The following is a 22,722-nucleotide window of genomic DNA, read 5'->3' as shown; positions in this document are numbered from 1 at the left end:
TCAGGCGGCGGCGGTCGTGGTCGTCGGCGCCTGAGCGGGGCGGGCGCGGACGCCGGTCTCGTAGAGGGCGAGCAGCTCGCGGCGAGCGGGCAGGTCGGGCAGGTCGCAGCGCTCGGCGCGGCCGGCGTCCCAGACGGGGCCGATGCCGGGGACGCCGCGGCGCAGCAGGCCGACGCGGTGGCCGAGGTGGAGCGCCTCGTCGGGATCGTGCGTGACGAGCACGGTCGTCTGGCCGCGCTCGCTCGCGAGGTCGCGCAGCCAGTCCTGCATCGAGCGGCGCGTCGCGGGGTCCAGCGCCGCGAACGGCTCGTCGAGCAGCAGCACGTCGGGATCGGTCGCGATCGCGCGGGCGAACGCGACGAGCTGCTGCTGTCCGCCCGACAGCTCGTCCGGGTAGCGCGCGGCCAGCGGCGCGATGCCGAAGCCGCGCAGCAGCTCGTCGGCGTCGATCCGCCGTGCGGCGTCGCGGTTGGCGGCGAAGCGGTGGCCGAGCCGCACGTTCTCGCGCACGTCGAGCCACGGCAGCAGCGCCGGCTTCTGCAGCACCAGCGTCGGGCGCCGCGTCGGATCGGCCCGTTCGATCGTGCCCGCGACGAGCGGCTGCAGCCCGGCCAACGCGCGCAGCAACGTCGACTTCCCGCACCCGCTCGGCCCCACGAGCGCAAACGTCTCCCCCGCGGTCAGCTCCAGCTCGACCGCGCTGAAGACGTCCTGCGGACTGCCCGGATGGCGCGCGCGGGCACCGCGCACGCGGATGGCTGGGGCGCCGCTCACGCGCCCCGGCGCAGCTCCCACCTGAGCTGCCCCTCCGTCGGCGACTGGACGGGCAGGAACGCGGCTTCGCGCAGGCGGCGCGCGGTCGGGCTGCTCGCGACGTAGCCGCGGCCGCCGGCGACCGCCGACTCGATCCGGACGGCGTCGCGCGCGAGCAGCGCGACGTCGAGGCGCAGGCGCACGAACGCGCGCAGCGGTCCCTCCTCGCCGGCGAGCGCGGTCGCGCGCTCCTCTATCGCCGCCAACCGCTCGCTCGCGTCGGCGTGGTCGGAGGCGAACTCGGCGCCGAGCCCTTGCAACGCCGGCTCGCCCGCGGCCAGCGACGCGCGCGCGAGGCCGCTGCAGAAGGCGCTCTGCAGGAGCAGGAACGCCGGCCGCACGCGCGCCGCGAAGGCGGGGAACGGCTCGTCGAGCAGGGTCTCGGGCGAGACGCTGACGCCGTCCAACTCCAGCTGGCCTGAGGCGGTCGCGTCCAAGGCGAGCAGGCCGCGCGCCGGCCGCACGGTCACGCCCGCGGCGGCGACGTCGACGGCGACCGCCGTCAGCGCGCCGTCCTCGCGCTCGGCGGCGAGCACGACGAGCGCGTCGGGGTGCAGGTTCGACGCCCACGGGATCCGGCCGTCGAGCACGAAGCGACCTGCGCGGCCGTCGCGCAGCCGCACCGGCGCCGGGCCGAGCCCGACCGCCGCCTTGAAGCCGCTCGCCATCGCGGAGCTGCCGATCCGCGCCAGCGGCGCCAACTGCGCCAGCTCCGGCCGACCGGCGAGGTACTCCAGCGCGATGCGATGGCCCCAGGCGCTGAACGCGGTCGCCATGCAGCGCTCGCCCAGCGCGGAGATGACGGCGAACTGGTCCGCGAGCGTGCCGGCGGCCGCGCCCTCCAGCCCGAGCGTCAGCAGCCCGACGCGCGCCAGCCGCTCCAGCGCCGCCCGCGGCTCACGCAGACCGGCGTCGACGTCGGCCGCCCGCCCGGCGACGAGCTGGGCCAGCTCGGCGGGGAGCGCGGCGACGGGTCGCGCGGGAGCGAGCGGCTCGTGCTGCGGCGCGTCGCCCGCGGGCACGGCGGCGGGCTCGCGGACAGCCGCCGCGGCGCTCAGCGCCCCCGCCTCAGCGGGCATCGCCGTCGAGCGCGTGCAGGCGCGTGATCGGCGTCGAGACGACCTCGCGTGCGCGGCGCACCTCCTGCTCGCCCGGCGCGTCGTAGAGGCACAGGCACTTCTGCATGTCCTCGCGCACGTAGGTGCGCAGGAACGAGACCTCCGGGACCTGCTCGTACAGCGGCGTCTTCTCCTGCTTGCGCGCGAGGTAGCCGTCCATCGTCAGGTCGGCCGGGAAGTCCCACTCGACCAGGTAGCGCGCGGACGCAGCGTCGCGCGAGGCGCGCACCGCGTCGATCGTCGCGCCGACGAGGCGGACCTCGTCGGGGCCGGTGAAACGCAGGCCGGTGGCGCGCGCGGCCGCGACGGCCGCGTCGCGGTCGTCGCTGACGAGCACGACGAACGCGCGGGCGTGGTCGCCGGTCACGTTCGCTTCGAGCAGCTCGGTGCCGGTCGCGGTCGCGGCGTCGGCGACGGCGTCGAGCGCGGCGTCGGCGGCCTCGCGGTGGGCGCCGTCGATGGTGACCTCGATCAGATGCAGGGCCATGGTCGATCGTCCTTGTCGGGTGCGTTGCAGAAGATCGCTCCAAGATCGCAGCGGCCGATGCCTCGCCACAGACGTGCTTCCGGACTGCTCGTGTCGGGTTCTCCCGACACCGCGCGGGCGCATCGCCGACACCGCGACGCCGACGCCCGCGGCGCTGGCTAATGTGCGGGCGATGCCACCGCTTCGCGTGCTGATCGCCGAGGACCAGGTGCTGCTGCGCTCAGGGCTCGCGCGGCTGCTGGAGGACGCCGGGATGGAGGTCGTCGCGGAGGCCGGCGACGCGCCCGACCTGATCCGCAAGGTGCGCGCGCACAAGCCCGACATCGCGATCGTCGACGTGCAGATGCCGCCCGACCACACCGACGACGGCCTGCGCGCCGCGATCCAGCTGCGGCGGGAGCTGCCGGAGGTCGCGATCGTCGTGCTGTCGCAGTTCCTCGAGGAGCGCTACGCGCTGGACCTCGTCGGCGAGGACGCCAGCCGCGTCGGCTACCTGCTGAAGGACCGCGTGATCGACGTCAGCTCGTTCGTCGACGCGCTGCAGCGCGTCGCGCGCGGCGGCTCGGCGCTCGACCCGGAGGTCGTCTCGCGGATGGTCGGCCGCCGTCGCAGCGACGACCCGCTCGACGCGCTCACCCCGCGCGAGCGCGAGGTGCTCGGCCTGATGGCAGAGGGCAAGTCCAACCGCGGCATCGCCGAAGCGCTCGGCGTCACCGGCGCCGCGGTCGAGAAGCACGCGACGCGGATCTTCCACAAGCTCGGCGTCACCGACGAACCGACCGAGCATCGCCGCGTGATGGCGGTGCTGAGCTTGCTGCGGGCGAGCTGAGCACTCGCCCGCTCACCCCAGCGGCAGCTCCGCCTCCAACCTCGTCCCGCCGCCGGGCGGGCTCGTCACCGTGAGGCGGCCGCCGGCCGCGCCGACGCGGTCGGTCAGGCCCTGCAGGCCGTGGCCGGGTGCCGCGGTCGCGCCGCCGGTGCCGTCGTCGCTGACGGTCACGCGCAGCAGCGCGCCGTCCTCCTCCACGACGACGGACGCGCTGTCGGCGCCGGCGTGCTTGGCGACGTTCGCGAGCGACTCGGCGATCAGGAAGTAGGCGGCCGCCTCCACCTCGGGCGCGTACCGGCGGTCGGGGACCTCGAAGCGCGTCGGCAGCGGCATCCGCCCGGTCAGCGACTCGACCGCCGCGCCGAGCCCGCGGTTGGTGAGGATCGACGGGTGGATCCCCGCCGCCAGCTCGCGCAGGTCCGCGATCGTCGCACGCACCTCGGCGAGCGCGTCGAGCAGCCGTGCCGTCGCCTCTCCGACCTCGTCCGCGACGCCGGCCCCGCCGGCCGCGCCGTTGCCGCCGGGCGCTCGCGCCAGCGCGGAGAGCCCGCCCTGGATCCCGAGCGCGACGTTCATGAGCCGCTGCTGCGCGCCGTCGTGGATGTCGCGGCCGAGCCTGCGCCGCTCCGCGTCGGCCGCCGCGACGATCCGCGCGCGCGACGCCTGCAGCGCCTCGGCACGGGCACGCTGGACGGTCTCGCGGCGGCTCGCGGCCTCCGCCGCGCGCCGCTCGGTCGTGTCGCGGAAGACGACGACGGCGCCGCGCCCCTCGGGCGCCTCGACCGGCGCGGAGGAGTAGGCGACCGGCACCATCGAGCCGTCGCGGCGGACGAACCAGTCGTCCTCGACGCGCACCGGTCTGCCGGTCGCGCGCGGCAGCAGCAGCGGGCACTCGTCCTCGGGATAGATCCCGCCGCCGGGATGATGGGAGTGGATCGTCGCGTGGCTCGGCGCACCGAGCAGCTCGTCCTCGTGCCCGCCGTCGTAGCCGAGCACCGCGAGCGCGGCCGCGTTGGCGAACCGCACGCGGCCTCTGTGGTCGACGAGGTAGACGGCGTCGGCGACGCTCTGCAGCAGCCCGTCGAGCAGCTGCGCCGGAAGCGCCTGGCTGTGCGGCAACGTGGTCACGCGATCCAGGGTACGCCGGTCATGCAGCACGCGCCGGCCGCACCCGACGCGCCGGCCGCACCCGCCGCGCCGGCCGCGCCCGTCACGCCGCCGCGCGCTCCCTCGCCAGCGCGACCAGCGCGCCCTCCGCCGCGGCGATCCGCTCGCGGTCCTGCTCGATCCAGGCGGCCGCGGCGTCGAGCGCGCCGTCGCAGTCGCGCAGCATCGTGTCGAGCTGGCCGCGCGCGGCGCCGCCCGGGACCGTGCGGGTCGCCAGCGCGGCGACGGGGTCGAGCGCGTCGGCGACCTGGGCGTCGGTGAGGCCGAGCGGGCGGCCGAGCAGCTCCTGCGCGACCGCGTCGAGGCCGGCGGCCGTGAGCGCCTCGGGGCCTCTGCCGGCGTCGCCGGCGCCCGCGACCGCGCGCCCGACGACGCGGTAGGCGGAGCGGTAGTCGATCCCCGCGACGTGCGTGACGACCTCCGCCAGGTCGGCCGCCTGCGTGAACTCCTCCGTCGTCGCGCGCAGCATCGCGGCGCGGTCGACGGTGACGCTCTCGGCCGTCGCGGCGGCCAGGCGCAGCAGCCGCGCGGCCAGCTCGACCGACCCGGTCAGCTCGCCGTAGGCGTACATGAAGTTGTCGGTGCGCCCCGACGAGGTGCGCTGCGTCGCGAGCAGGCCGGTGGAGCGGCCGATCAGCGTGCCGGCGCCGCCGCGCAGCACGACGAGCGCGTACGGGTTGCGCTTCTGCGGCATCAGCGCGCTCGCGCGGCAGAGCGAGTCGCCGATGCTCAGCAGGCCGAACTCGCTCGTGCCGTACAGCTCCAGGTCCTCCGCGAAGCGGCTCGCGCCGACCGCCGCGAGCGCCGCGTGCGAGCCCAGCTCCGCGAAGCCGTCGACCTGCCACATCGCGTCGCGCGTGTGCGCGATCTGGTCCGGGAAGCCGAGCAGCTGCGCCAGCCGCTCGCGGTCCAGGCGCATCCGCGAGCCGTTGACGCCACCGGCTCCGGCCGGGCTGCGGTCGACCCATGCGAGGTCGCCGCGCAGCCGCTCGAGGTCGCGCAGCACGGGATAGACGAACGACAGCACCCAGTGGCCGACGGTCGTCGGCTGCGCCGCCTGCAGGTAGGTGTAGTCGGGCATCACCGTGTCGCGCTCACGCGCCGCGAGGTCGGCGAGGCCGCTGCCGAAGCGCACGCACGCATGCGCCAGCTCCAGCACGCGCCCGCGCAGCGCCAGGCGAAAGGCGATCCGCCCCGCCTCGCGCCGCGGCCGCCCGGCCGACAGCCAGCCGGCGACCGGTCCGATGCGCCGCTCCAGCCAGCGCTCGCGGACGTTGGAGAGGTCGCCGTAGCGGCTGTCGACGTCGAGCCGGTTGGGCGGCAGCTCGTGCAGCTCCAGCAACGATCTGAGCAGCGTCGCGGCGTCCTCGACGGGGATCTCGCCCTGCTCCTGCAACGCGATCACGTGCGCGAAGTCGGCCAGCCCGAGCCCCTGATGCAGGAGCCACATGTCGGCCAGCTCCAGCTCGTAGCCGGCCTCGATCAGCTCCGGCGCCGGCCCGCTGCGCACGCGCGCCTCGGCGCCGAGATAACCCTCCGGCGGTGGCTCGGGATCGTGGTGGGCGGCGTGTCGGGACGGGAGGTCGTGCACGTTGGTCATCGTCGTTCCGGGTCGGGAGTCAGCACTCGATCGATCAGCTCGTCGACGGCGCCCAGCGCCCGTTGCGCCCGCAGCAGTTCGTCGAGCGCCGCGGCGTCGAGGTGGCGGACGACGTCCGCGTCGGCCAGCAGCGCGTCGCGCAGTGTCAGGCCGGCGGCGTGGCCGCTGCGTGCGGCGGCGTGCACGAGCGCGTGGGCCCGCGGCTTGCCGACATGCTCGGCGAGCGCCAGCATCACCGGCTCGGCGAGCACGTAGCCGCGCTGCGCATCGACGTTGTCGCGCATCCGCACCGCGTCGACCTGCAGACCGTCGAGCAGCCGCACGCCGAACGCCAGCGCGGCGCCGGCCGCCGTGCACGCCTGCGGCAGGAAGATCCACTCGCCCTTCCAGGTCGCGCCGTCGCGCTCGTGCTCGCCGACGAGCCCCTCGAACGCGGGCACCAGCGCGGCGCGCACGACGCGCGCGAGCGTCACGAGCTGCTCGGACAGCTCCGGATTGCGCTTCTGCGGCATCGTGATGCTGCCGACGACGTCGCCGTCGACCGCCTCCCTCAGCTCGCCCAGCTCGGGCCGCTGCAGGTTGTAGACCTCGTTGCCGATCCGCGCCAGCGCGCCGGTCGCGAGCGCCAGCAGCGAGACCAGCTCGGCGACGCGATCGCGCGCGGTCAGCCAGCCGATGTCGGGCAGCGCAAGCCCGAGCCGGTCGAGGAAGGCGCGCTGCAGCAGCGGCCCGCGCGCGCCGAACGACGACTGCGTGCCGACGGCGCCGGCCAGCTGCCCGACCGCCAGCCGCGGCCGCGCCTCCTGCGCCCGCAGCCGCGTGCGCCGCAGCTCCGCCGCCCAGCCGGCCGCCTTGAAGCCGAACGTGATCGGAAGGCCGGGCTGGCCGTGCGTGCGGCCGAGCATCGGGTCGCCGCGGTGGCGGTCGGCCAGGCAGAGGAGCGTCTGCTCGGCCGCGGCCAGGTCGCGCTCCAGCAGGTCGAGCATCGTGCGGGCGACGAGCCCGGTCCACGTGTCGGCGACGTCCTGCACGGTCGCGCCGTAGGAGACCCAGTCGCGCGCGGCTTCCGGCAGCGCGCGCTGCAGCACGCGGATCAGCCCGAGCGTCGAGTGCCCGCTGCGGCGCGTCTCCTCTCCGACGGCGTCGAGGTCGATCGCGCCGGCGTCGGCTGCGGCGGTCGCGATCGCCTCGGCGGCGGGGCGCGGCACGATCCCCAGCTCCGCCTGTGCGAGCGCGAGCGCCGCGAGGATCTCCACCCACGTCGTCGTCCGCCCGCGATCGTCGAACAGCGCCCGCGTCTCGCCGGTCGCCCAGAGGTGGCCGAAGACGACGGAGTCGGCGAGCGTGACGCCGGTCATCGGGCAGCTCCCGCGACAGACCCCGGTGCGGCTGGATGGGCACCGAGCGGCTCCGGCTGAACCGCCCGCGCCCGCGCCGGCTCGGCCGGCAGGCCGCACAGCAGGCGCAGCGCCGTGCGGACCTCGTCGAGGTTGGCGCCCCAGGGGACGAGCATTTGACCGCCGTCACGCTCGATCCCCCGCTCCAGCAGGCAGCATCTCGACAGCGTCGTGGAGCCGTCGTCGGGGACGCGAACGCGCGGACAGAAGTCGACCCGCTCGCGCGGCTCGCGCCCGTACATCGCGACATGGATCTCACGCGAGCGCTCGCAGCCGACGAGCGTCCACGACGGGTCGTCGGCCGGACCCTCGTCGAGGAACTCGACCGGCAGCGCGGGATCGATCCCGCCGCTGCGGCACGGCAACAGGTAGCGCGGGGCCGGGTTCTGCGCGATCAGCGTGCGCAGGTCGATCGCGACCAGTTCGAACGCGATCGGCGGCAGGTCCTCGTCGACCTCGACCATCGCCCGCGCCATCTCCAGCAGCTTCGGCGGCTGCGGCGGCACCGCCTCGACGACCCGGATCGTCAGCGGCTGCGGATCGACGATGAAGTTGACGTGCTGAAAGCGGCCCTGGACGACGTGGATGCGGGCGCCGGCAGCGGCCGCGCCGAGCGCTGCGCGCGCGAGCTGCGTCGCGTTGCCGACGTCGACCCGCTCGTCGTCCACGAACACGACCTCGTCGCCGCTCGCCACCACCTCTGCGTCGCGGACGGGGACGAGGATCCCGTCGCCCTCCGCGCGCTCGATCCGCACGACCGCCCGCTCGCCGCCGCACTCGGCGACGACGAACTCGGTCCGGCGATAGACCCGCCGGCCCAGCAGCCGCTCCCGCAGCGCCGTCGGCTCGACGCTCGGCACGCGCTGCACGCTCACGCCGCGGTACGGACGGACGATGAAGTTGGCGGGGAGGTCGATCACGCGGCCGTCTCCGCGACCCCGGCCGCGATCCCCCACAGCAGCGCGCTGCCCGAGCTGGCGCCCCAGCCGTCGAGCGCGCCGGCGGCGCGCGCGGCGCCAGCGCGGTCGCCGCGGCGGACAGCGGCGAGCACGCGGGCGGCGACGACCGGCAGCTCGCCGCGCTCGGCGCATCGCAGATAGGCGAGTGAGAGCGGCGAGGTGCGCGGTGCGGCGGCGAGCGAGAGCGCTGCCGGCCCGGCGGCGGCGCGCGACGCGGACGGGTTGTCGGGATCGCGCCCGGCGGCGGGCGTCGCGGCCGCGCGCTCGGCGTGGCACCACGCCGCGTAGCCCGCAAGCACGTCGTCGCCGGCCGGAGTGAGTCCCGGACCGCGGCCGGCGAGCAGCGCGACCGCCTCCGCGCGACGGCCGTTCGCCAACGCCGCGAGTCCCTCCTCCAACTCCGCCGACGGCCGCGGCCGAACCGCGAGCGCCGCGGCGAGTGCCGCGTGGACGCCCGTCGCCGCCCGTGCCGGGGCGCGCGGCGACTCGACCGGGCGCACGCCGCCGAGCTCGACCATCACGCCATCGAGTTCGATCCGCTCACTGCCCACCACCACGACGCGGTCACCCGTCGCGATCCGGTCGACTGGGAGGCCGTCCACGAGCAGGGTCAGGGGACCGATCGGAGAGCGCGGCGGAGCGAGCAGCAGCCAACCGCCGGGCAGCTCCAGGTAGGCGCCGTCGTGCAAGCGCAGCGCGACAGTCCCCTCGCCGCCGGCCGCGAGCGCCCGCAGCGCACCCGGCCCCGCCCAGCCCGCGCGCGCCGGGCGCAGCGCGAACGAGCCGACCCACCCCGGCCGCGGGAGATGAGCGGAGACCGGCACGGCCGCGTCGGCCGCATCCGTTCCCGCGACCCGGGCGCTCGCTGCGAGCGCGCGTGCCGTGTCCGCCCGCTCCCTCACGACCCCTCGTCCAAGCGCCCCGCCAGCGCCGCGACCGCCGCGCGGAACGGCTCGACGGGCTGGTGGGCGACGCCGGCGCCGATCTGGCCGACGCCGTTGGAGCCGTGCAGGACGCCGGTCGTGATCTGGGGGGTGATCGACAGCTCGGCGACGAGGCGGGCGTCGATGCCCACCGGGGTGCCGGCGCCGCCCTTGTTGACGAGGCGGAAGCGCTCGGACTCGGTGACGCAGATCTCGCCCATCCGCTCGGTGCTCGCGAGCGCCGCGGCCGCGTCGCCGCCGAAGAAGGCCGCGACGATCGGCGCCGCCGCGAGCGCCATGCCGCCGATCCCGACGCACTCGATGATCGCCGAATCGCCGATGTCGCGCGCGGCGTCCGCGGCGGTGTAGCCGTCGCGCAGCAGCGCGTCCTGGACCTGCGCGGCGGGCGCGACGAACCACTCGCCCGGCAGGCCGGCGAGCTGGACGCCCATGTCGGTCCCATTGCGCGACATCACCGTCACGACGCTCGATCCCTCGACGCCGACCGCCGCCAGCGACGCGCACTTCGCGGCCGCCATCGTCAACGTCAGGAAGAAGTGGTGGTTGCCGGCGAGGAAGCGCGCCTCCTGCTCGGCGCCGGCCGCGGCGAGCCCGCCCGCGAGGTCGCGCAGCAGCAGGTTGCCGGTCGCCTGGCTGCGCATGTGCAGCTCGTCGCCCATGCTGAGGCCCTGCGCGACGAGGCCGAAGACGTCGATCGGACCCTCTCTGCGGATCAGCTGCGACAGCGTCGGGCCGAGCTGCTGGCTCAGGAAGCGCAGCCGCTCGACCGCCTCGTCGCCGCCGACGCCGAACCAGAGCGTGTCGCCCGGCCCCTCGTTGAGCGTCGAGTACGCGACCGTGCCGCTCGCCTCGTCGGCGACGACCCAGACCGCCATCGACGGCGAGCAGACGCCCGTCATCGGCCCGACGTGGCCATGCTCGTTGCCGGGCTCAAGCACGATCGACCCGTCGGCGAGCATCCGCGCGGCGGCCTCGCGATCGTCCGCCCAGCCCTCGAACACGGCCGCGGCGACGAGCGCGCGCCGCTGCGGATCGCAGACGCGCTCCCATGCGATCGGCGGGCCGGAGTGCAGCAGCACGCGGTCCTCTCTCAACGCCTCGATCACCTCGCCGGCGCGCGCGACGTCGATCGCGCGCGGCGCGGCGGCCTCGATCCGCGCGACCGCGTCGGCGTTCGCCTGCGCGACGCGGTCGCCGTGCGCGCCCCACAGGCGCGTCAGCTGCGCGATCACCGTCGGATCGCCGCCGGCCGGGGGCTGCCAGTCGACCTCGGCGACGCGCGCGCCCTGGTCGCTCAGCGCCGTCGCGAACATCGGCAGGCCGAGGTTCACCGCGACGACCTCGCGCAGCACGTCAGGTTGATTCATCTACTTCATCTCCATAATCGAAGTCATGACTCAGCAAGAACTCGACGCGCTGGCCGCCGCCGTCCGCGACGCGCCCGGCCTCGACGGCAAGCGCGACCTCGACGTCGTCGCCGGCCTCGACGCGGGGATCGACGGCGACGACGGCGCGCTCGTGGGGCTCGGCGACGCGGCGCGCGACGGCGAGCAGCTCGTCGTCTGCGGCGAGGCGATCGCGCCGAGCTTCCTCGCGGCCGACCCGTTCGCCGCGGGCGCCGCGGCCGTCGTCACGAACGTCTCCGACGTGCGCGCGATGGGCGGCCGCCCGCTGGCGATCGTCGACATGCTCGTCAGCCCCGACCGCGCCCACGCCGAGCGCGTGCTCGGCGGGCTGCGGTGGGCGTCGCAGCTGCTCGGCGTGCCGGTCGTCGGCGGCCACACGACGATCGGCCACGCGGCCGCGCTGTCGGCCTCGTGCACCGGGATCGTGCGCGCGCCGCTGCGCGCGGCCGCGGCCAGGCCGGGCGACGTGCTGCTCGCCGCGTTCGCGCTCGAAGGCCGCTACGCGAACGACACCAGCTTCTTCTTCAGCTCGCTGCGCGACCGTCCCGCGCAAGCGCTGGGGAGCGACGGCGACGCGCTCGTCGAGGTCGCCGAGGCCGGCCTCTGCCATGCCGCACGCGACGTCTCGATGCCGGGCGCGGCCGGGTCGCTGCTGCAGCTCGTGGAGGTCGCCGGCTGCGGCGCTGTGCTCGACGTCGAGCGGCTGCCGCGCCCCGGGGGCGTGCCGCTGGAGCGCTGGCTGCTGACGTTCCCGAGCTTCGGCTTCCTGCTCGCCGCCCCGGCCGAGCGGGTCGGGGAGGCGTGCGCGGCATTCACCCGCCGCGGCCTCGCCTGCGCGCCGTGCGGCGCGTTCGAGGCCGGCGGCGTGCTGCGCCTCGCCAGCGGCGAGCTGACCGCCGACGTGTGGAACCTCGCGCACGAGCCGCTCACCCGCCTGACGGCGACGTGAGCGGGATCTCCATCCCCTGGTGCTCGACGTCGTGGAAGAGCGTGCGGGGGCCGGTCTGGCACCAGCCGAGCCGCTCGAAGAAGCGCACGTTCGGCGCCTGCACGGTCGCGACCATGCGGATCCCGCCGGCCTCGCCCGCGAGCTGCACGGCGCAGCGCACGAGGTCCGCGCCCAGCTGCAGCGCGCGCGAGCGCGGCAGCACCGCGAGCCGGTCGCCCTTCCACAGCCCGCGTCCGTCGAGCCGGTAGAGCCGCACGGCGCCGACGACCTCCGCGCCGGCGAGCCCGACGACGTGCAGCGTCGCCGGGTCGTCGTCGTAGGCGTCGCGGTCGTCGCGCTCGAACAGCTGCTGCGCCTCGACGAAGATCCGCCGCCGCACCTCGAAGTGCGCCGCCAGCTCGCGCCGGTCGGCGACCGGCCGCACGACGCTCTCGCGGACGAGTTCGAGCCTGCGCGCGCTCGGCGCGGCGGCTACCTTCGGCGTCTGCACGCCCTCAGGTCCGCACGCTGAAGAAGTCCGCCACATCGGGCGACTCCTCCTTCTTCGTCAGCCGCTCCCACGCGGACAGGCCCGAGCAGGCCTGGCAGCGGGCGCAGCCGGCCTTCGCGGCGGTGTGGTCGAGGCCGGCGTCGGCGATCATCGCCGAGACGGAGCGGTACATCGACGCGACGTAGTCGGCGTCCGGCGGCTCGGCGTTCTCCATCAGCGTTCCGGGGACCGGGCGCAGCGGGACGACGAACGGGTAGACGCCCATCTCCGTCGCGCGGCGGCAGCCCTCCTCGATCAGCGCGGGGTCCTCCCCCATACCGAGCAGCACGTACGTCGTGACGGCGCCGCGGCCGAACACCTCGACCGCGCGCTCCCACGTGCTGAAGTAGCCCTCGACGCCGCATTGCGCCTTGCCGGCCGCGACGCGCGCGAGCACGGCGGGGTCGAACGTCTCGATGTGGATCCCGACCGCGTCGACGCCGGCGCGGTGGACCTCGTCGAGCACGCGCAGGTCGTCCGGCGGCTCGAACTGGACCTGGATCGGCAGGCCCGAGGCCTCCTTCACCGCCGCGGCGCAGCGGCTGATGTAGAGCGCGCCGCGGTCGCGGCGGTTCAGCGAGCCGGTCGTCAGCGTCACGTCGACGGCGTGGTCGAGGTCGCGCGCGGCGGTGCAGACCTCGGCCAGCTGCGCCGGGGTCTTGACGGGGATCGTCTGCTCGCCGCGCGTCAGCTCGATGCCGCAGAAGTGGCACTGCTCCGGGGTCCCCCAGTAGATGCATCTCTGCACGACGGTCGAGGCGATCGAGTCGAGGTGCAGCAGCGCGATCTTCCAGTACGGGATCCCGTCGGCGGTCTCCATGTCGTAGATCCGCGGGCGGCGCGGCAGCCGCACCGGCCCGACCAGCTCCTCGCCGCGGTACAGCAGGTCCGTCCCGCCGGAGCTGCGGATCTCGTACGGCGAGCCGCCGACGTAGCCCGAGTGCTTGGGGACCGTCAGCGGCAGCCCGCGCACCCACAGGAAGAGCGCGTCGGACGGCCCGGCCCCGCCGCGGCGCGACGACGGCGCGCCCGCGGCCATCTCCACGAGATCGAGATCGACCTCCTCCGCCACCCGCACTCCGAACGACTGCAGCTCGACCAGCAACTGCCGATCGTCGAGATCGAGCAGGTCGTGGGAGCGTGAGGCGTGGTCAGGCATCGGTCCCGTAGGCGCGCTCGTAGTTGCGCCAGAAGACGTTCTCCTTCAGCTCCTGCGAGATGTCGCGGACGCCGTTGAGCTTCCAGTACTCGGAGTCGAAGTCCGACCACGGCTCGTCGGAGCCGAAGAAGACGCGGTCGCCGCCGACGCCGGTTCTCTCGATCTCGGTCAGCAGCCAGCGCGCGCCGAAGCCGACCGCCCACGACGTGTCGGTGTAGACCTTGTAGCCGTCCTGCACCCATCTGAGGAACTTCGGGACGAGCTTGATGTGGCCGGAGACGCCGCCGCCGAAGTGGACGAGGTAGATCTTGCAGCGTCTGCCGTAGCGCTCGACCAGCGGGACGAAGTTGTTGATGTCCGAGTTGCCGCCGGGGCTGGTGTGGAAGTGGAACATCAGGTCGTGCTGCTCGCAGACGTCGAAGATCTCGTCGGCGAGTCTCAGCGTCTCCTCGTCCCATGTGCCGGGGTCGGGGTTGCCGCCCAGCAGGAAGGTCGTCTTCAGCGCGACGACGCGCTTCTCCGACGCCAGCTTCAGCGCTCTGCGCGTCAGCTCCGCGTTGCGCGGCAGGAACGAGACCCAGATCGCGCCGAGGATGCGGTCGTTGCTGGTGACCGCGTCCATCACGACGTCGTTGAGGTCGAACGACAGCTCGTGCACCGGCACGCCGTAGTTGGAGATGGCCAGCGCGCGCTCGATCTTGAAGTAGTCCATGTGCCGCTTGACGAACGTTCTCGTGTCGGCGTAGTCGTAGACGGTCGGCTTGACCGGGTGCTCGAGGTCGTAGAACTTCCACGGCGGGATCTCGCCGATGTGACAGTGCGCGTCGATGATCTTCTTCGGGTGGGTGGCCACCGTCAGCTCCTTCTGAAGAGGAGCCGCGCCGCAGCGATGCGCGCCTCCCATTCCTCGCGGTTGTCGTAGGTGGCGGTCGGCATCAGGGGCGGCTGGTCGAGCAGCCACGCGCCGTCGCGCGGGTCCAGCTGCACGACTTCGAGCGTGAATCTCGGCCGGCTGGCGTCGAGCGGCAGCTCGGAGGCGGCGTGCAGCGCGCGGCCGGAGGCGACGTGCATCTCCAGCACGTGCGAGCCGACCGGCGTGACGTCGTCGAACAGCACGACCCACTCCGCGCCGCTGCGCTTGGCCTGCTCCAGCCGCTCGCGCGCCAGCTCTCTGCCGAGCTGGCGTGTCAGCTCGCGATGACGGTGGCAGAAGGCCGCGTCGCGCACGGCCTCCAGGTCCATCAGCGGCGTCATCTGCAGCGACGAGCGGGCGACGACCTCGCGCACGAGGTCGTGCTGCTCCTGCCACGCGGTCACCAGCGACTGCTCGTCGGTGACCGCGCTCAGCTCCTGCGAGACCGCTTGCACCACGGTCACGTACTCCTGATAGAGGCCGGCGTTGACCATCACCGACGGGTAGATGCGCGACTCCGCCCGGCGCCAGGCCGCGACGGCGGCGTCCCGGTCCAGCACGGCCGTCATCTCACAGCGTCCAGGTGTTGAGCTGGAACGCCTTGTCGCGCCACGCCGTCAGCGCGCAGTCGAGCACGTCGAGCGGGTGAAACGGCGTGATCCCCTCCATGAACAGGTTCTCGGGGAAGCCGTACAGCGCGCCGGCCGCGAAACGACAGGCGTAGATCGTCGCGCCCTCGTCGATCAGCGTCTGGAGCTGTCTGTTGATCGCCATGTGACCCGGGAAGGCCTCGTCGCCGACCTTCGGGAAGCCGCGGCTGGCGGACGCCATCAGGACGGCGGGCCCGTACAGGACGAGGTGCGTTCTGAAGCCCTTGCGCTGGACGCGCGTGGTCGTCATCAGGTTGACGAGGCCGACAGAACCCTCGTACGGGACCGTGTGCATGAACGTGTAGGCGCTCTCGCCCTCGTTCGCCTTCACATCCGGGAACAGCTTCTCGGAGGTGTCGAACAGCTCGTCGCCCACCGCGGGTCGCTGGATGCTCTCAGACTTCGCCACTGGAGAATTCCCTTCGTGCCGTGAACAGATCCCGTATCGGATCGGAAACAAGACACTAGGGAACTCACCGCGGATTCGTCAAGAGATCCCCACAAACTGCCTTAAGAAGCGAAGAAATCCCTCAACACCGTCCCCAAGAATCATCTACCATAGGAAATGTCATGAGGAGAACCGCGATGCCGAACGAGATCTCAGACGGGCCCGAGAGCACCGCCTCGATGCCTGAGATCGAGGCGGCCGTGTCCGCGATCGGCGCGAAGGTCGCCGCCGAGCGCGCGGCCCGCGGCTGGACGCTGGCGCAGCTGGCGCAGCGCGCCGGGATGTCCGCCGGCGCCGTCCACAAGATCGAGAAGAGCGGCATGACGCCGACGATCGCGAGCCTGATGAAGGTCGCGGCCGCGCTCGGCAAGTCGGTCGCCTACTTCATCGACGAGACCGACGCCGACCGCGAGGTCAACGTCACCCGGCACGACGCGCGCAAGCAGATATCGACGTCGAAGCAGGGGCTCGAGCTGTACGACGTGTCGGGCCGCTACGGCCCGTTCCTGATCGCCGGCGCGGAGGCGACCGTCGCCCCGCGCGCGGACAGCGGGCCGGTCCCGATGCGCCACGTCGGCGAGGAGCTGGTCGTCGTGCTGGAGGGCGAGCTGACGTTCACCGTCGCCGGCCAGGTCCACAGATTGGCGACCGGCGACTCGATCCACTTCCGCACGCATCACCCCCATTCCTGGTCAAACCCCAGCGACCACCCGACCCGAGCCATGTGGTTCGTCGGGCGGTCCTGAGTCTTCGAAAGCGAGTCCGTACGTGCGCATCGTCGTAGCGATCGGTGGCAACGCCCTCATTGCCGAGGGCGAGGAGGGAACCTGGCCGCAGCAGCTCGCGCACGCGCGGGTCGTCGCCGAGCAGCTGGTCGACCTCCGCGAGGCCGGCCACGAACTGGTTCTGACGCACGGCAACGGACCGCACGTCGGGCTGCTGCTGCTGCAGCAGGCGCTCGGCTCCAGCGAGGCGCCGGAACTGCCGCTCGACGCGCTGATCGCGATGACGCAGGGGGAGGTCGGCTACCTGTTGGAGACCGCCTTCGGCGAGGTCGATCCGCAGGTCCCGGTCACGACCGTGCTGACGCGCGTCGTCGTCGATCCGGCGACCGCCGCCCCGCCGACCAAGCCGGTCGGGCCGTTCTACACCGAGGCCGAGGCCGGTCGGCTCGCGGTCGAACGCGGCTGGGACGTCGCGCCCGACGCCGGCCGCGGCTGGCGCCGTGTGGTCGGCAGTCCGCGCCCGCTGCGGATCCTCGGCTGCGAGCAGATCCGCTCGTTGATGGACGCCGGCACCGTCGTGATAGCCGGCGGCGGCGGCGGGATCCCGATAGTCGAGGACGACGACCGCTCCCATCCGCAGGGCTTCGCGGGCGTGATCGACAAGGACCGCTGCTCGGCCGAGCTGGCCGTCGCGGTCGACGCCGACCTGCTCGTGCTGCTGACCGGCGTGCGCCGCGTCGCGCTCGACTTCGGCACGCGCTGGGAGCGTCAGCTCGCGCGCGTGACCGTCTCCGACGCCGTCCGCGGCCTCGCCGAGGGCGAGTTCCCGGCCGGCAGCATGGGCCCGAAGATCGAGTCCGCCACGCGCTTCATCGAAAGCACCGACGGCGCCGCCGTGATCGCCTCCGCCGAGCACCTCGCGGACGCGGTCGCGGGCGAGGACGGCACGCGGATCGTCGCCGACCGGCACGGGCCTTCGGTGGTGGCGCAGAAGCTTTGCGTGGAGGTGGCGCGATGAGCTGGCAGGCACGGGTCGTGCGCAACCGCTACGTCGACAGCGTGCGGCTGATGGCCGTCGCGCAGTCGCTGCGCGAGCGCGACGGGGTCGCGGCGTGCGAGGTGCTGACCGGCACGCCGGCGAACCTCGAGCAGCTCGCCGCGCGCGGGATCGCCGCTGACGCGGCGCCGACCGACATCGTGCTCGCGGTCGACGCGGGCTCCTCCGAGGATGCGGCGGCCGCACTCGACGCCGGCGAGCAGGCGCTCGCGGCCGATCCGCCACGCGCGGGCGGCGACGGCGGCTCCGTCTCCGCTCCCCCGCGCACGTCGGTCAGCGCGGCGCGCGCGCTCGGCGGCGCGAACGTCGCGCTCGTCTCCGTCCCGGGCGAGTACGCCACGCTCGAAGCGCACCGCGCGCTCAGCGAGGGGATGCACACGTTCCTCTTCTCCGACCACGTCTCGCTCGACGACGAACTGGCGCTGAAGCGCCGCGGCGCCGAGCGCGGACTGCTCGTGATGGGTCCCGGCTGCGGCACCGCGATGCTCGGCGGCGCCGGGCTCGGCTTCGCCAACGTCGTCCCGAGCGGCCCGGTCGGAGTCGTCGCCGCGGCCGGCACGGGCGCGCAGGAGGTCGCCGTGCTGCTGGCCGGCGCGGGCGTCGGCGTGTCGCAGATCATCGGCGTCGGCGGGCGCGACCTGCACGCCGAGATCGGCGGGATCATGTTCAGAGCGGCGATGCGGACGCTCGCCGAGGACGACGAGACCGAGACGCTGCTGCTCGTCTCCAAGCCGCCGTCGCGCGAGGCCGTGCAGGCGCTCGGCGACGTCGACGTGAAGGGCAAGCGCGTCGTCGCCGCGTTCGTCGGCTGGGAGGGCGGCGACGCCCCGTTCGAGATCCACCCGACGCTCGACGCGGGCGCCTTCGCCGCGGCCGGCGCGACGCCGCCGAGAGTCGACGCGCTGGAGCGCGCGATCACGGACGCGGCGCGGCGGCACAGCCGCGGCGGCGCGGTCAGCGGCGGCAGCGCCGGCGCGGCCGCCGGCAGCGGCCACGCGGACGGCGACGACGGCGACGGCCGCGCCGCGCATGTCCTCGGCCTCTACTCCGGCGGCTCGCTCGCGTACGAAGCGGTCACGCTGCTGGAGCCGCTGCTGGGCCCGGTCGGCGGCAACGCCGGCCACGGCGACGACGACGAGCGCCACGCGATCTTCGACCTCGGCGAGGAGGAGTACACGCAGGGTCGCCCGCACCCGATGGTCGACCTCGAGACGCGCCTCGGCTTCCTGCGCGAGCGCGCCGCGCGCGACGACGTCGCCTGCGTGCTGCTCGACGTCGTGATCGGCCACGGCTCGCACGCGGACCCGGCCGGCGGACTCGCCCCGGAGCTGGGCCGCCTGGCCCGCTCGCGCGTCGTGATCGCGCACGTCTGCGGTACGGAGCTGGACCCGCAGGACGTCCGCCGCCAGGAGAGAACGCTGCGCGACGCGGGCGTCTTCGTCGCCCCGACGAACGCCGCGGCCGCCCAGTTGGCGGCGCACGCGGTGGCGGTCTCCAACCGTCGAGTCACCGCATGACACGGATCGCGATGCTGACCTACTCGGTCAAGCCGCGCGGCGGGGTCGTGCACGCGCTCGAAGTGTCCGAGGCGCTGGCGCGGCGCGGGCACGACGTGACGCTCGTCGCGCTCGCGCGGCCGGGCGAGGCGCTGTTCCGGCCGGCCGCGGTGCCGGTCGAGCTGATCCGTCACGTGCCCGATCAGGACGCGCCGTTCGACACGCGCATCGAGGCGATGCTCGTCGCCTACGCCGACGGGCTCGCCAGGGTCCTGCCGCAGGGCGACTTCGACGTCGTCCACACGCAGGACTGCCTGTCGGCGAACGCGGCGCTGGACCTGCGCGACCGCGGCCTGATCCGCGAGGTCGTGCGCACGGTCCATCACGTCGACGACTTCACCTCGCCGTCGCTGGTCGACTGCCAGCAGCGCTCGATCGCCGGCCCCGACCACGTCCTCTGCGTCTCCCAGCCGTGGGCGCAACGGCTCGCCGACGACTTCGCCGTGCATGCGCAGATCGTCGCCAACGGCGTCGACCGCGCCCGCTTCCGCCCCTCGCGCGACAGATACGAACGCGCGAGCGAGCGCGCCGCCAGCGACCTCGGCGACCGCTGCGTGGTCCTCACCGTCGGCGGGATCGAGCCGCGCAAGGGCTCGCTGACGCTGCTGCGCGGCTTCGCCCGCATGCGCGCGCTGTCGCCCGAGCGCGACCCGCTGCTGCTGATCGCGGGCGGGACCACGCTCTTCGACTACCGCGACGAGCTGGGCCGCTTCGCAGCGCTCGCGCGCGAGCTGGGCGTGACGGAGCACGTGCGCGTGCTCGGCCCGCAGACCGACGCCGAGATGGAGCGCCTCTACCGCGCCACGGACGTGTTCGCGTTCCCGTCGGTGAAGGAGGGCTTCGGCCTGGCGGCGCTGGAGGCGCTGTCGGCCGAGCTGCCGCTCGTCGCCTCCGACCTCGACGTCTTCCGCTCGTTCCTGACCGACGGCGTCAGCGCGCTGCTGACGCCGACCGGCGACGGCGAGGCGCTCGGCCGCGCGCTCGCGCGCGTCGCCGACGAGCCGCTGCTGCGCGAGCGCCTGATCGCCGGCGGCCGCGAGGTCGCCGCGCAGTATTCGTGGGAGGCCGCGGCCGTCTCGCACGAGCGCGCCTACGAGCAGATCCGCTCGTTGGAACGGGACGCGGCATGAGCGACACGAGAGCGATCGCCGTCGAGGCCGTCTACCGCGGCGGATACAGCGCCGAGGTCAGCGCCCGCGGCCACCGCATCACGGTCGACGAGCCCGTCGCCGACGGCGGCGCCGACAGCGGCCCGATGCCGACGGAGCTGCTGTGCGCGAGCATCGCGAGCTGCTTCTGCCTCGCGCTCGGCCACGTCGCCGCCAAGCACGACGTGACGCTGCCCGAGGACGTGCGCGTCGGCGTGCGCGCCGAGCGCGACGGGCGGGCGCTGCGCTACGGGCGCTTCGCCGTGACCGTCAGCTCGTCGCTGCCGCGCGCGGCGATGCAGCCGCTCGTCGCCCGCGCCGAACGCTACTGCTGGGTCTCGAACACGCTCGCGCTCGCGCCGGCGCTCGACTTCAGCATCGAAGAAACCGCGAAGGACACCACGGAGGTCCCATGAGCCAGCGTCTGATCGTCATCGGAGGAGGCGGCGCCGGCACGGCTGCGGCCACACTCGCCAAGCGCTTCGACCCGAGCCTGAGAGTGACGGTCTTCACCGAGTTCCCCGACATCGCCTACTCGCCGTGCGGGATGCCGTTCGTGCACGGCAAGGAGATCCCGAAGTTCGAGGACCTCTTCCTCTCGACCGTCGACCGCTACCGCGAGGACGGGCTCGACATGCGGATGGAGACGGCGATCACCGACATCGACCTCGACCGCCGCACCGTCACCGCGCGCAACACGCACGAGGGCTTCGACAAGCTCGTGATCGCGAGCGGCTTCGTGTGGGAGAAGCCGACCGTCCCCGGCTCCAACCTCGACGGGCTGCACTACGTCAAGGACATCCGCGCCGCGATGGAGTTCGACAAGCAGCTCGACTCGATGAGACGCGCCGTCGTCTTCGGCGCGACGCCGATCGGGATCGAGATGGCCGGCAACCTCGGCAACCGCGGGCTGCAGGTCGACCTCGTCGACGAGGGCCCGTGGGCGCTGTCGGAGATCCTCGACCCGGACGTCGCCGAGCCGGTCCACAGATCGCTGGAGAAGCACGGCGTCACGCTGCACTTCGGCACAAAGGTCGAGGGTTTCGTCGAAGGCAGAGACGGCCGCGTCGGCGCGGTCCAGACCTCCAGAGGCGAGCTGCCGTGCGACGTCGTGATCGTCGCGCTGCACAAGCAGCCGAACGCGACGCTGGCGGAGGCCGCGGGCCTGACGATCGGCACGACCGGCGGGATCATGGTCGACGAGCACATGCGCACGAGCGCGAGAGGCGTGTGGGCGGCCGGCGACGTCGTCGAGGTCCCGCACGGCCTCACGATGCTGCCGATCCGCGGCCTCACCGGCGCGCACGCCTACGCGCAGGGCCGCACGGCCGCGTTCGACATCAGCGGCCGCGGCGGCGTCTACGACCCGGTCTGGATCCCGTGGGGCATGGTCGCCGGCGACTACACGATCGGCGGCTTCTCGCTCGGCGAGACGCTCGCGACGGCGATCGGCGTGCCGTACGTGCTCGCCAGAGGCGTCGGCGTGAGCCGCGCGCGCTACTACCCCGGCGCGACGATGACGCACGTCAAGCTGCTGGCCGAGCCCGACACGCTGAAGCTCGTCGGCGGGCAGATCCACGGCGGCGAGGGCGTCAAGGAGCGCTGCGACTTCCTCGCCTTCGCGGCCAAGCGCGGCGCGACGCTGGAGGACCTCGCGTGGATGGAGAACATCTACTCGCCGCCGATCGGCGCGCTGTTCGAGCCGATCGCGATCGCGGCGCAGAACGGGCTGGCGGCGCTGCAGCAGCCGGCCCGCGCGAAGGCGGCGGCGTGAGCGGCCTGGCCGACCTCAAGCTGCGGCTGCGCGAGCAGGCCGAGCATCATCTGCTGATCGACTCGACGCGGCGGCTGCGCAGAGGTGCGCCGAGCACGGTCGACCCCTACCGCGGCAGCGGCGACCGCTTCTGGCGGCTCGTCTTCGTGCCGCTCTACCGGCGGCTGCCGTGGGGCGTCAAGCGGCGCGCGATGACGGCGACGAGAATGACCGCGCAGGGCTGGACCCCGCCCGCACGCAAGCCGGGCGAGCCGTGGCGACCACCGTCCAGATGAACGAAGCCGGCTGGGAGGTCTTCCCCGACCTCCCGCGGCGCGCGGCCAAGCCGCGCGCCGAAGGGCTCACGTCGGTGCTCGACGCCGGGCTGTCGCTGGCCGCCGTCGACGGGCTGCTGGAGGTCGCGGGCGACGCCGTCGACCTCGTCAAGCTCGGCTGGGGCACGGCGCTGGTGACGCAGAACCTCGCCGCGAAGCTCGCGCGCTACCGCGAGCGCGGGATCGCGGTCGTGCTCGGCGGGACGCTGACGGAGCTGGCGATCGTGCACGGGCGCGTGCCCGCGTTCGCGGCCTGGCTGCGGCAGCTCGGGCTGCGGCACGTCGAGGTCTCCGACGGCACGATCGACCTCCCGCACGCCGACAAGCTGCGCCTGATCGAGCAGCTCGCAGCCGACTTCACCGTCCTCTCGGAGGTCGGCACCAAGGACGACCGCGCGCTGGAGCCGGCCACCTGGGTGCGGCAGGTCGAGCGCGAGCTGGAGGCCGGCGCGACGAAGGTGATCACCGAGGCGCGCGCCTCCGGCACGACCGGGATCTACGACGCCGACGGCGCCGTCCGCGTCGAGCTGATCGAGCGGATCGCGGACGCGGTCGGCAGCGAGCGGCTGCTGTTCGAGGCACCGCGCACGCAGCAGCAGGTCTGGTTCGTGCGTCGCTTCGGTGCGAGCGTCAACCTCGCCAACATCTGCCCCGCCAACGTCGTCTCGCTCGAGACGATCCGCCTCGGCCTGCGCGCCGACACGCTCGCGCAGCCCGCGCGCCTCACCTGACCCCGCGGCCGCCCCTCGATCGCCGACGAAGCCAGTAGGCTCACGCCGC

Annotated in this window: 24 protein-coding genes; 10 read left to right on the top strand and 14 right to left on the bottom strand. The window is 74.1% G+C overall.

Annotated elements, in window-relative coordinates; translation table 11 throughout:
• Genes Q7L65_RS18175 through Q7L65_RS18165 form a run of 3 tightly spaced genes read right to left on the bottom strand, consistent with a single transcriptional unit; the run spans position 1 to position 2,418 of the window.
• Positions 1-774 carry an ABC transporter ATP-binding protein gene (locus Q7L65_RS18175; protein ID WP_304723245.1) on the bottom strand — a complete coding sequence of 258 codons (774 nt, stop codon included), beginning with the start codon at positions 772-774 and terminating at the stop codon, positions 1-3.
• Complete coding sequence (locus Q7L65_RS18170; RefSeq protein ID WP_304723243.1) at positions 771-1,892, bottom strand: acyl-CoA dehydrogenase family protein; 1,122 nt, start codon at positions 1,890-1,892, stop codon at positions 771-773. The genes Q7L65_RS18175 and Q7L65_RS18170 overlap by 4 nt, the downstream gene beginning before the upstream one ends.
• Positions 1,882-2,418 carry a DUF4242 domain-containing protein gene (locus tag Q7L65_RS18165; protein ID WP_304723241.1) on the bottom strand — a complete coding sequence of 179 codons (537 nt, stop codon included), beginning with the start codon at positions 2,416-2,418 and terminating at the stop codon, positions 1,882-1,884. The genes Q7L65_RS18170 and Q7L65_RS18165 overlap by 11 nt, the downstream gene beginning before the upstream one ends.
• Positions 2,419-2,590: 172 nt before the next feature.
• Between Q7L65_RS18165 and Q7L65_RS18160 the strand changes: the two genes are divergently transcribed.
• A complete protein-coding gene (locus Q7L65_RS18160; protein ID WP_304723240.1) occupies positions 2,591-3,247 on the top strand; it encodes a response regulator transcription factor in 657 nt (218 codons plus the stop codon).
• Between the two features lie 12 nt (positions 3,248-3,259).
• Here the strand turns inward: Q7L65_RS18160 and Q7L65_RS18155 are convergent, their stop codons facing one another.
• From Q7L65_RS18155 to Q7L65_RS18130, 6 genes are all read right to left on the bottom strand, one after another.
• Positions 3,260-4,375: a PAS domain S-box protein gene (locus Q7L65_RS18155; protein ID WP_304723239.1), complete on the bottom strand. Its 1,116-nt coding sequence runs from the start codon at positions 4,373-4,375 to the stop codon at positions 3,260-3,262.
• Positions 4,376-4,457: 82 nt separating this feature from the next.
• Entirely contained in the window at positions 4,458-6,014 is a 1,557-nt protein-coding gene (locus Q7L65_RS18150) for a lyase family protein (RefSeq protein WP_304723238.1), read from the bottom strand.
• Complete coding sequence (locus tag Q7L65_RS18145) at positions 6,011-7,372, bottom strand: adenylosuccinate lyase family protein (RefSeq protein WP_304723237.1); 1,362 nt, start codon at positions 7,370-7,372, stop codon at positions 6,011-6,013. The genes Q7L65_RS18150 and Q7L65_RS18145 overlap by 4 nt, the downstream gene beginning before the upstream one ends.
• Positions 7,369-8,331 (bottom strand): hypothetical protein, encoded by a 963-nt coding sequence (locus Q7L65_RS18140; RefSeq protein WP_304723235.1) that lies wholly within the window; start codon positions 8,329-8,331, stop codon positions 7,369-7,371. Before Q7L65_RS18140 ends, Q7L65_RS18145 begins: the two co-directional genes overlap by 4 nt.
• The gene (locus Q7L65_RS18135) at positions 8,328-9,272 is read right to left on the bottom strand and encodes a DUF2877 domain-containing protein (protein ID WP_304723233.1); all 945 of its coding nucleotides are present in this window, start codon (positions 9,270-9,272) and stop codon (positions 8,328-8,330) included. Before Q7L65_RS18135 ends, Q7L65_RS18140 begins: the two co-directional genes overlap by 4 nt.
• Positions 9,269-10,681, bottom strand: coding sequence for a DUF1116 domain-containing protein (locus Q7L65_RS18130; protein ID WP_304723231.1), 1,413 nt, complete (start codon positions 10,679-10,681; stop codon positions 9,269-9,271). The genes Q7L65_RS18135 and Q7L65_RS18130 overlap by 4 nt, the downstream gene beginning before the upstream one ends.
• Before the next feature lie 25 nt (positions 10,682-10,706).
• Between Q7L65_RS18130 and Q7L65_RS18125 the strand changes: the two genes are divergently transcribed.
• On the top strand, positions 10,707-11,669 hold the full coding sequence (locus Q7L65_RS18125) for an AIR synthase related protein (RefSeq protein ID WP_304723229.1): 963 nt from the start codon (positions 10,707-10,709) through the stop codon (positions 11,667-11,669).
• Here Q7L65_RS18125 and Q7L65_RS18120 read toward each other — a convergent pair.
• From Q7L65_RS18120 to Q7L65_RS18100, 5 genes are read right to left on the bottom strand one after another with little or no spacing between them, the layout of a single operon-like run.
• Complete coding sequence (locus tag Q7L65_RS18120; protein ID WP_304723228.1) at positions 11,647-12,159, bottom strand: MSMEG_0567/Sll0786 family nitrogen starvation N-acetyltransferase; 513 nt, start codon at positions 12,157-12,159, stop codon at positions 11,647-11,649. The two genes, Q7L65_RS18125 and Q7L65_RS18120, sit on opposite strands and share 23 nt — an antisense overlap.
• A 4-nt stretch (positions 12,160-12,163) precedes the next feature.
• Complete coding sequence (locus Q7L65_RS18115; RefSeq protein ID WP_304723227.1) at positions 12,164-13,357, bottom strand: MSMEG_0568 family radical SAM protein; 1,194 nt, start codon at positions 13,355-13,357, stop codon at positions 12,164-12,166.
• Entirely contained in the window at positions 13,350-14,210 is an 861-nt protein-coding gene (locus tag Q7L65_RS18110; protein WP_304723225.1) for an amidohydrolase family protein, read from the bottom strand. Before Q7L65_RS18110 ends, Q7L65_RS18115 begins: the two co-directional genes overlap by 8 nt.
• 2 nt (positions 14,211-14,212) lie before the next feature.
• Entirely contained in the window at positions 14,213-14,839 is a 627-nt protein-coding gene (locus tag Q7L65_RS18105; protein ID WP_304723224.1) for a hypothetical protein, read from the bottom strand.
• Between the two features lies 1 nt (position 14,840).
• Entirely contained in the window at positions 14,841-15,329 is a 489-nt protein-coding gene (locus Q7L65_RS18100; RefSeq protein ID WP_304723222.1) for an MSMEG_0572/Sll0783 family nitrogen starvation response protein, read from the bottom strand.
• A gap of 176 nt (positions 15,330-15,505) precedes the next feature.
• Between Q7L65_RS18100 and Q7L65_RS18095 the strand changes: the two genes are divergently transcribed.
• The 8 genes from Q7L65_RS18095 to Q7L65_RS18060 are packed head-to-tail and all read left to right on the top strand — an operon-like array spanning position 15,506 to position 22,673.
• Entirely contained in the window at positions 15,506-16,114 is a 609-nt protein-coding gene (locus Q7L65_RS18095; protein WP_304723221.1) for a cupin domain-containing protein, read from the top strand.
• A 22-nt stretch (positions 16,115-16,136) separates the two neighbouring features.
• On the top strand, positions 16,137-17,111 hold the full coding sequence (locus Q7L65_RS18090; protein WP_304723220.1) for a carbamate kinase: 975 nt from the start codon (positions 16,137-16,139) through the stop codon (positions 17,109-17,111).
• The gene (locus Q7L65_RS18085; protein ID WP_304723218.1) at positions 17,108-18,667 is read left to right on the top strand and encodes a hypothetical protein; all 1,560 of its coding nucleotides are present in this window, start codon (positions 17,108-17,110) and stop codon (positions 18,665-18,667) included. The genes Q7L65_RS18090 and Q7L65_RS18085 overlap by 4 nt, the downstream gene beginning before the upstream one ends.
• The gene (locus tag Q7L65_RS18080; protein ID WP_304723216.1) at positions 18,664-19,836 is read left to right on the top strand and encodes an MSMEG_0565 family glycosyltransferase; all 1,173 of its coding nucleotides are present in this window, start codon (positions 18,664-18,666) and stop codon (positions 19,834-19,836) included. The genes Q7L65_RS18085 and Q7L65_RS18080 overlap by 4 nt, the downstream gene beginning before the upstream one ends.
• Positions 19,833-20,270: an OsmC family protein gene (locus Q7L65_RS18075; RefSeq protein ID WP_304723215.1), complete on the top strand. Its 438-nt coding sequence runs from the start codon at positions 19,833-19,835 to the stop codon at positions 20,268-20,270. Before Q7L65_RS18080 ends, Q7L65_RS18075 begins: the two co-directional genes overlap by 4 nt.
• Positions 20,267-21,628 (top strand): FAD/NAD(P)-binding oxidoreductase, encoded by a 1,362-nt coding sequence (locus Q7L65_RS18070; RefSeq protein WP_304723213.1) that lies wholly within the window; start codon positions 20,267-20,269, stop codon positions 21,626-21,628. Before Q7L65_RS18075 ends, Q7L65_RS18070 begins: the two co-directional genes overlap by 4 nt.
• The gene (locus tag Q7L65_RS18065) at positions 21,625-21,903 is read left to right on the top strand and encodes a hypothetical protein (protein ID WP_304723210.1); all 279 of its coding nucleotides are present in this window, start codon (positions 21,625-21,627) and stop codon (positions 21,901-21,903) included. Before Q7L65_RS18070 ends, Q7L65_RS18065 begins: the two co-directional genes overlap by 4 nt.
• Entirely contained in the window at positions 21,882-22,673 is a 792-nt protein-coding gene (locus Q7L65_RS18060; RefSeq protein ID WP_304723208.1) for a phosphosulfolactate synthase, read from the top strand. The genes Q7L65_RS18065 and Q7L65_RS18060 overlap by 22 nt, the downstream gene beginning before the upstream one ends.
• Positions 22,674-22,722 lie beyond the last annotated feature (49 nt).

Origin of the sequence: Conexibacter sp. CPCC 206217 (assembly GCF_030646165.1) — a bacterium.
In the GTDB taxonomy this organism is placed as follows: Bacteria; Actinomycetota; Thermoleophilia; order Solirubrobacterales; family Solirubrobacteraceae; genus Conexibacter.
The sequence above is the reverse complement of the archived record's forward strand: the minus strand, read 5'-3'. Positions and strand labels throughout refer to the sequence as shown.

Bases quoted from the DNA above. Each gene is read 5' to 3' on its own strand.
- Q7L65_RS18170 (WP_304723243.1), bottom strand. From the start codon at position 1,892: ATGCCCGCTGAGGCGGGGGCGCTGAGCGCCGCGGCGGCTGTCCGCGAG.
- Q7L65_RS18160 (WP_304723240.1), top strand. From the start codon at position 2,591: ATGCCACCGCTTCGCGTGCTGATCGCCGAGGACCAGGTGCTGCTGCGC.
- Q7L65_RS18130 (WP_304723231.1), bottom strand. From the start codon at position 10,681: ATGAATCAACCTGACGTGCTGCGCGAGGTCGTCGCGGTGAACCTCGGC.
- Q7L65_RS18125 (WP_304723229.1), top strand. From the start codon at position 10,707: ATGACTCAGCAAGAACTCGACGCGCTGGCCGCCGCCGTCCGCGACGCG.
- Q7L65_RS18080 (WP_304723216.1), top strand. From the start codon at position 18,664: ATGACACGGATCGCGATGCTGACCTACTCGGTCAAGCCGCGCGGCGGG.
- Q7L65_RS18075 (WP_304723215.1), top strand. From the start codon at position 19,833: ATGAGCGACACGAGAGCGATCGCCGTCGAGGCCGTCTACCGCGGCGGA.
- Q7L65_RS18085 (WP_304723218.1), top strand. From the start codon at position 17,108: ATGAGCTGGCAGGCACGGGTCGTGCGCAACCGCTACGTCGACAGCGTG.
- Q7L65_RS18105 (WP_304723224.1), bottom strand. From the start codon at position 14,839: ATGACGGCCGTGCTGGACCGGGACGCCGCCGTCGCGGCCTGGCGCCGG.
- Q7L65_RS18095 (WP_304723221.1), top strand. From the start codon at position 15,506: ATGCCGAACGAGATCTCAGACGGGCCCGAGAGCACCGCCTCGATGCCT.
- Q7L65_RS18070 (WP_304723213.1), top strand. From the start codon at position 20,267: ATGAGCCAGCGTCTGATCGTCATCGGAGGAGGCGGCGCCGGCACGGCT.
- Q7L65_RS18115 (WP_304723227.1), bottom strand. From the start codon at position 13,357: ATGCCTGACCACGCCTCACGCTCCCACGACCTGCTCGATCTCGACGAT.
- Q7L65_RS18165 (WP_304723241.1), bottom strand. From the start codon at position 2,418: ATGGCCCTGCATCTGATCGAGGTCACCATCGACGGCGCCCACCGCGAG.
- Q7L65_RS18145 (WP_304723237.1), bottom strand. From the start codon at position 7,372: ATGACCGGCGTCACGCTCGCCGACTCCGTCGTCTTCGGCCACCTCTGG.
- Q7L65_RS18150 (WP_304723238.1), bottom strand. From the start codon at position 6,014: ATGACCAACGTGCACGACCTCCCGTCCCGACACGCCGCCCACCACGAT.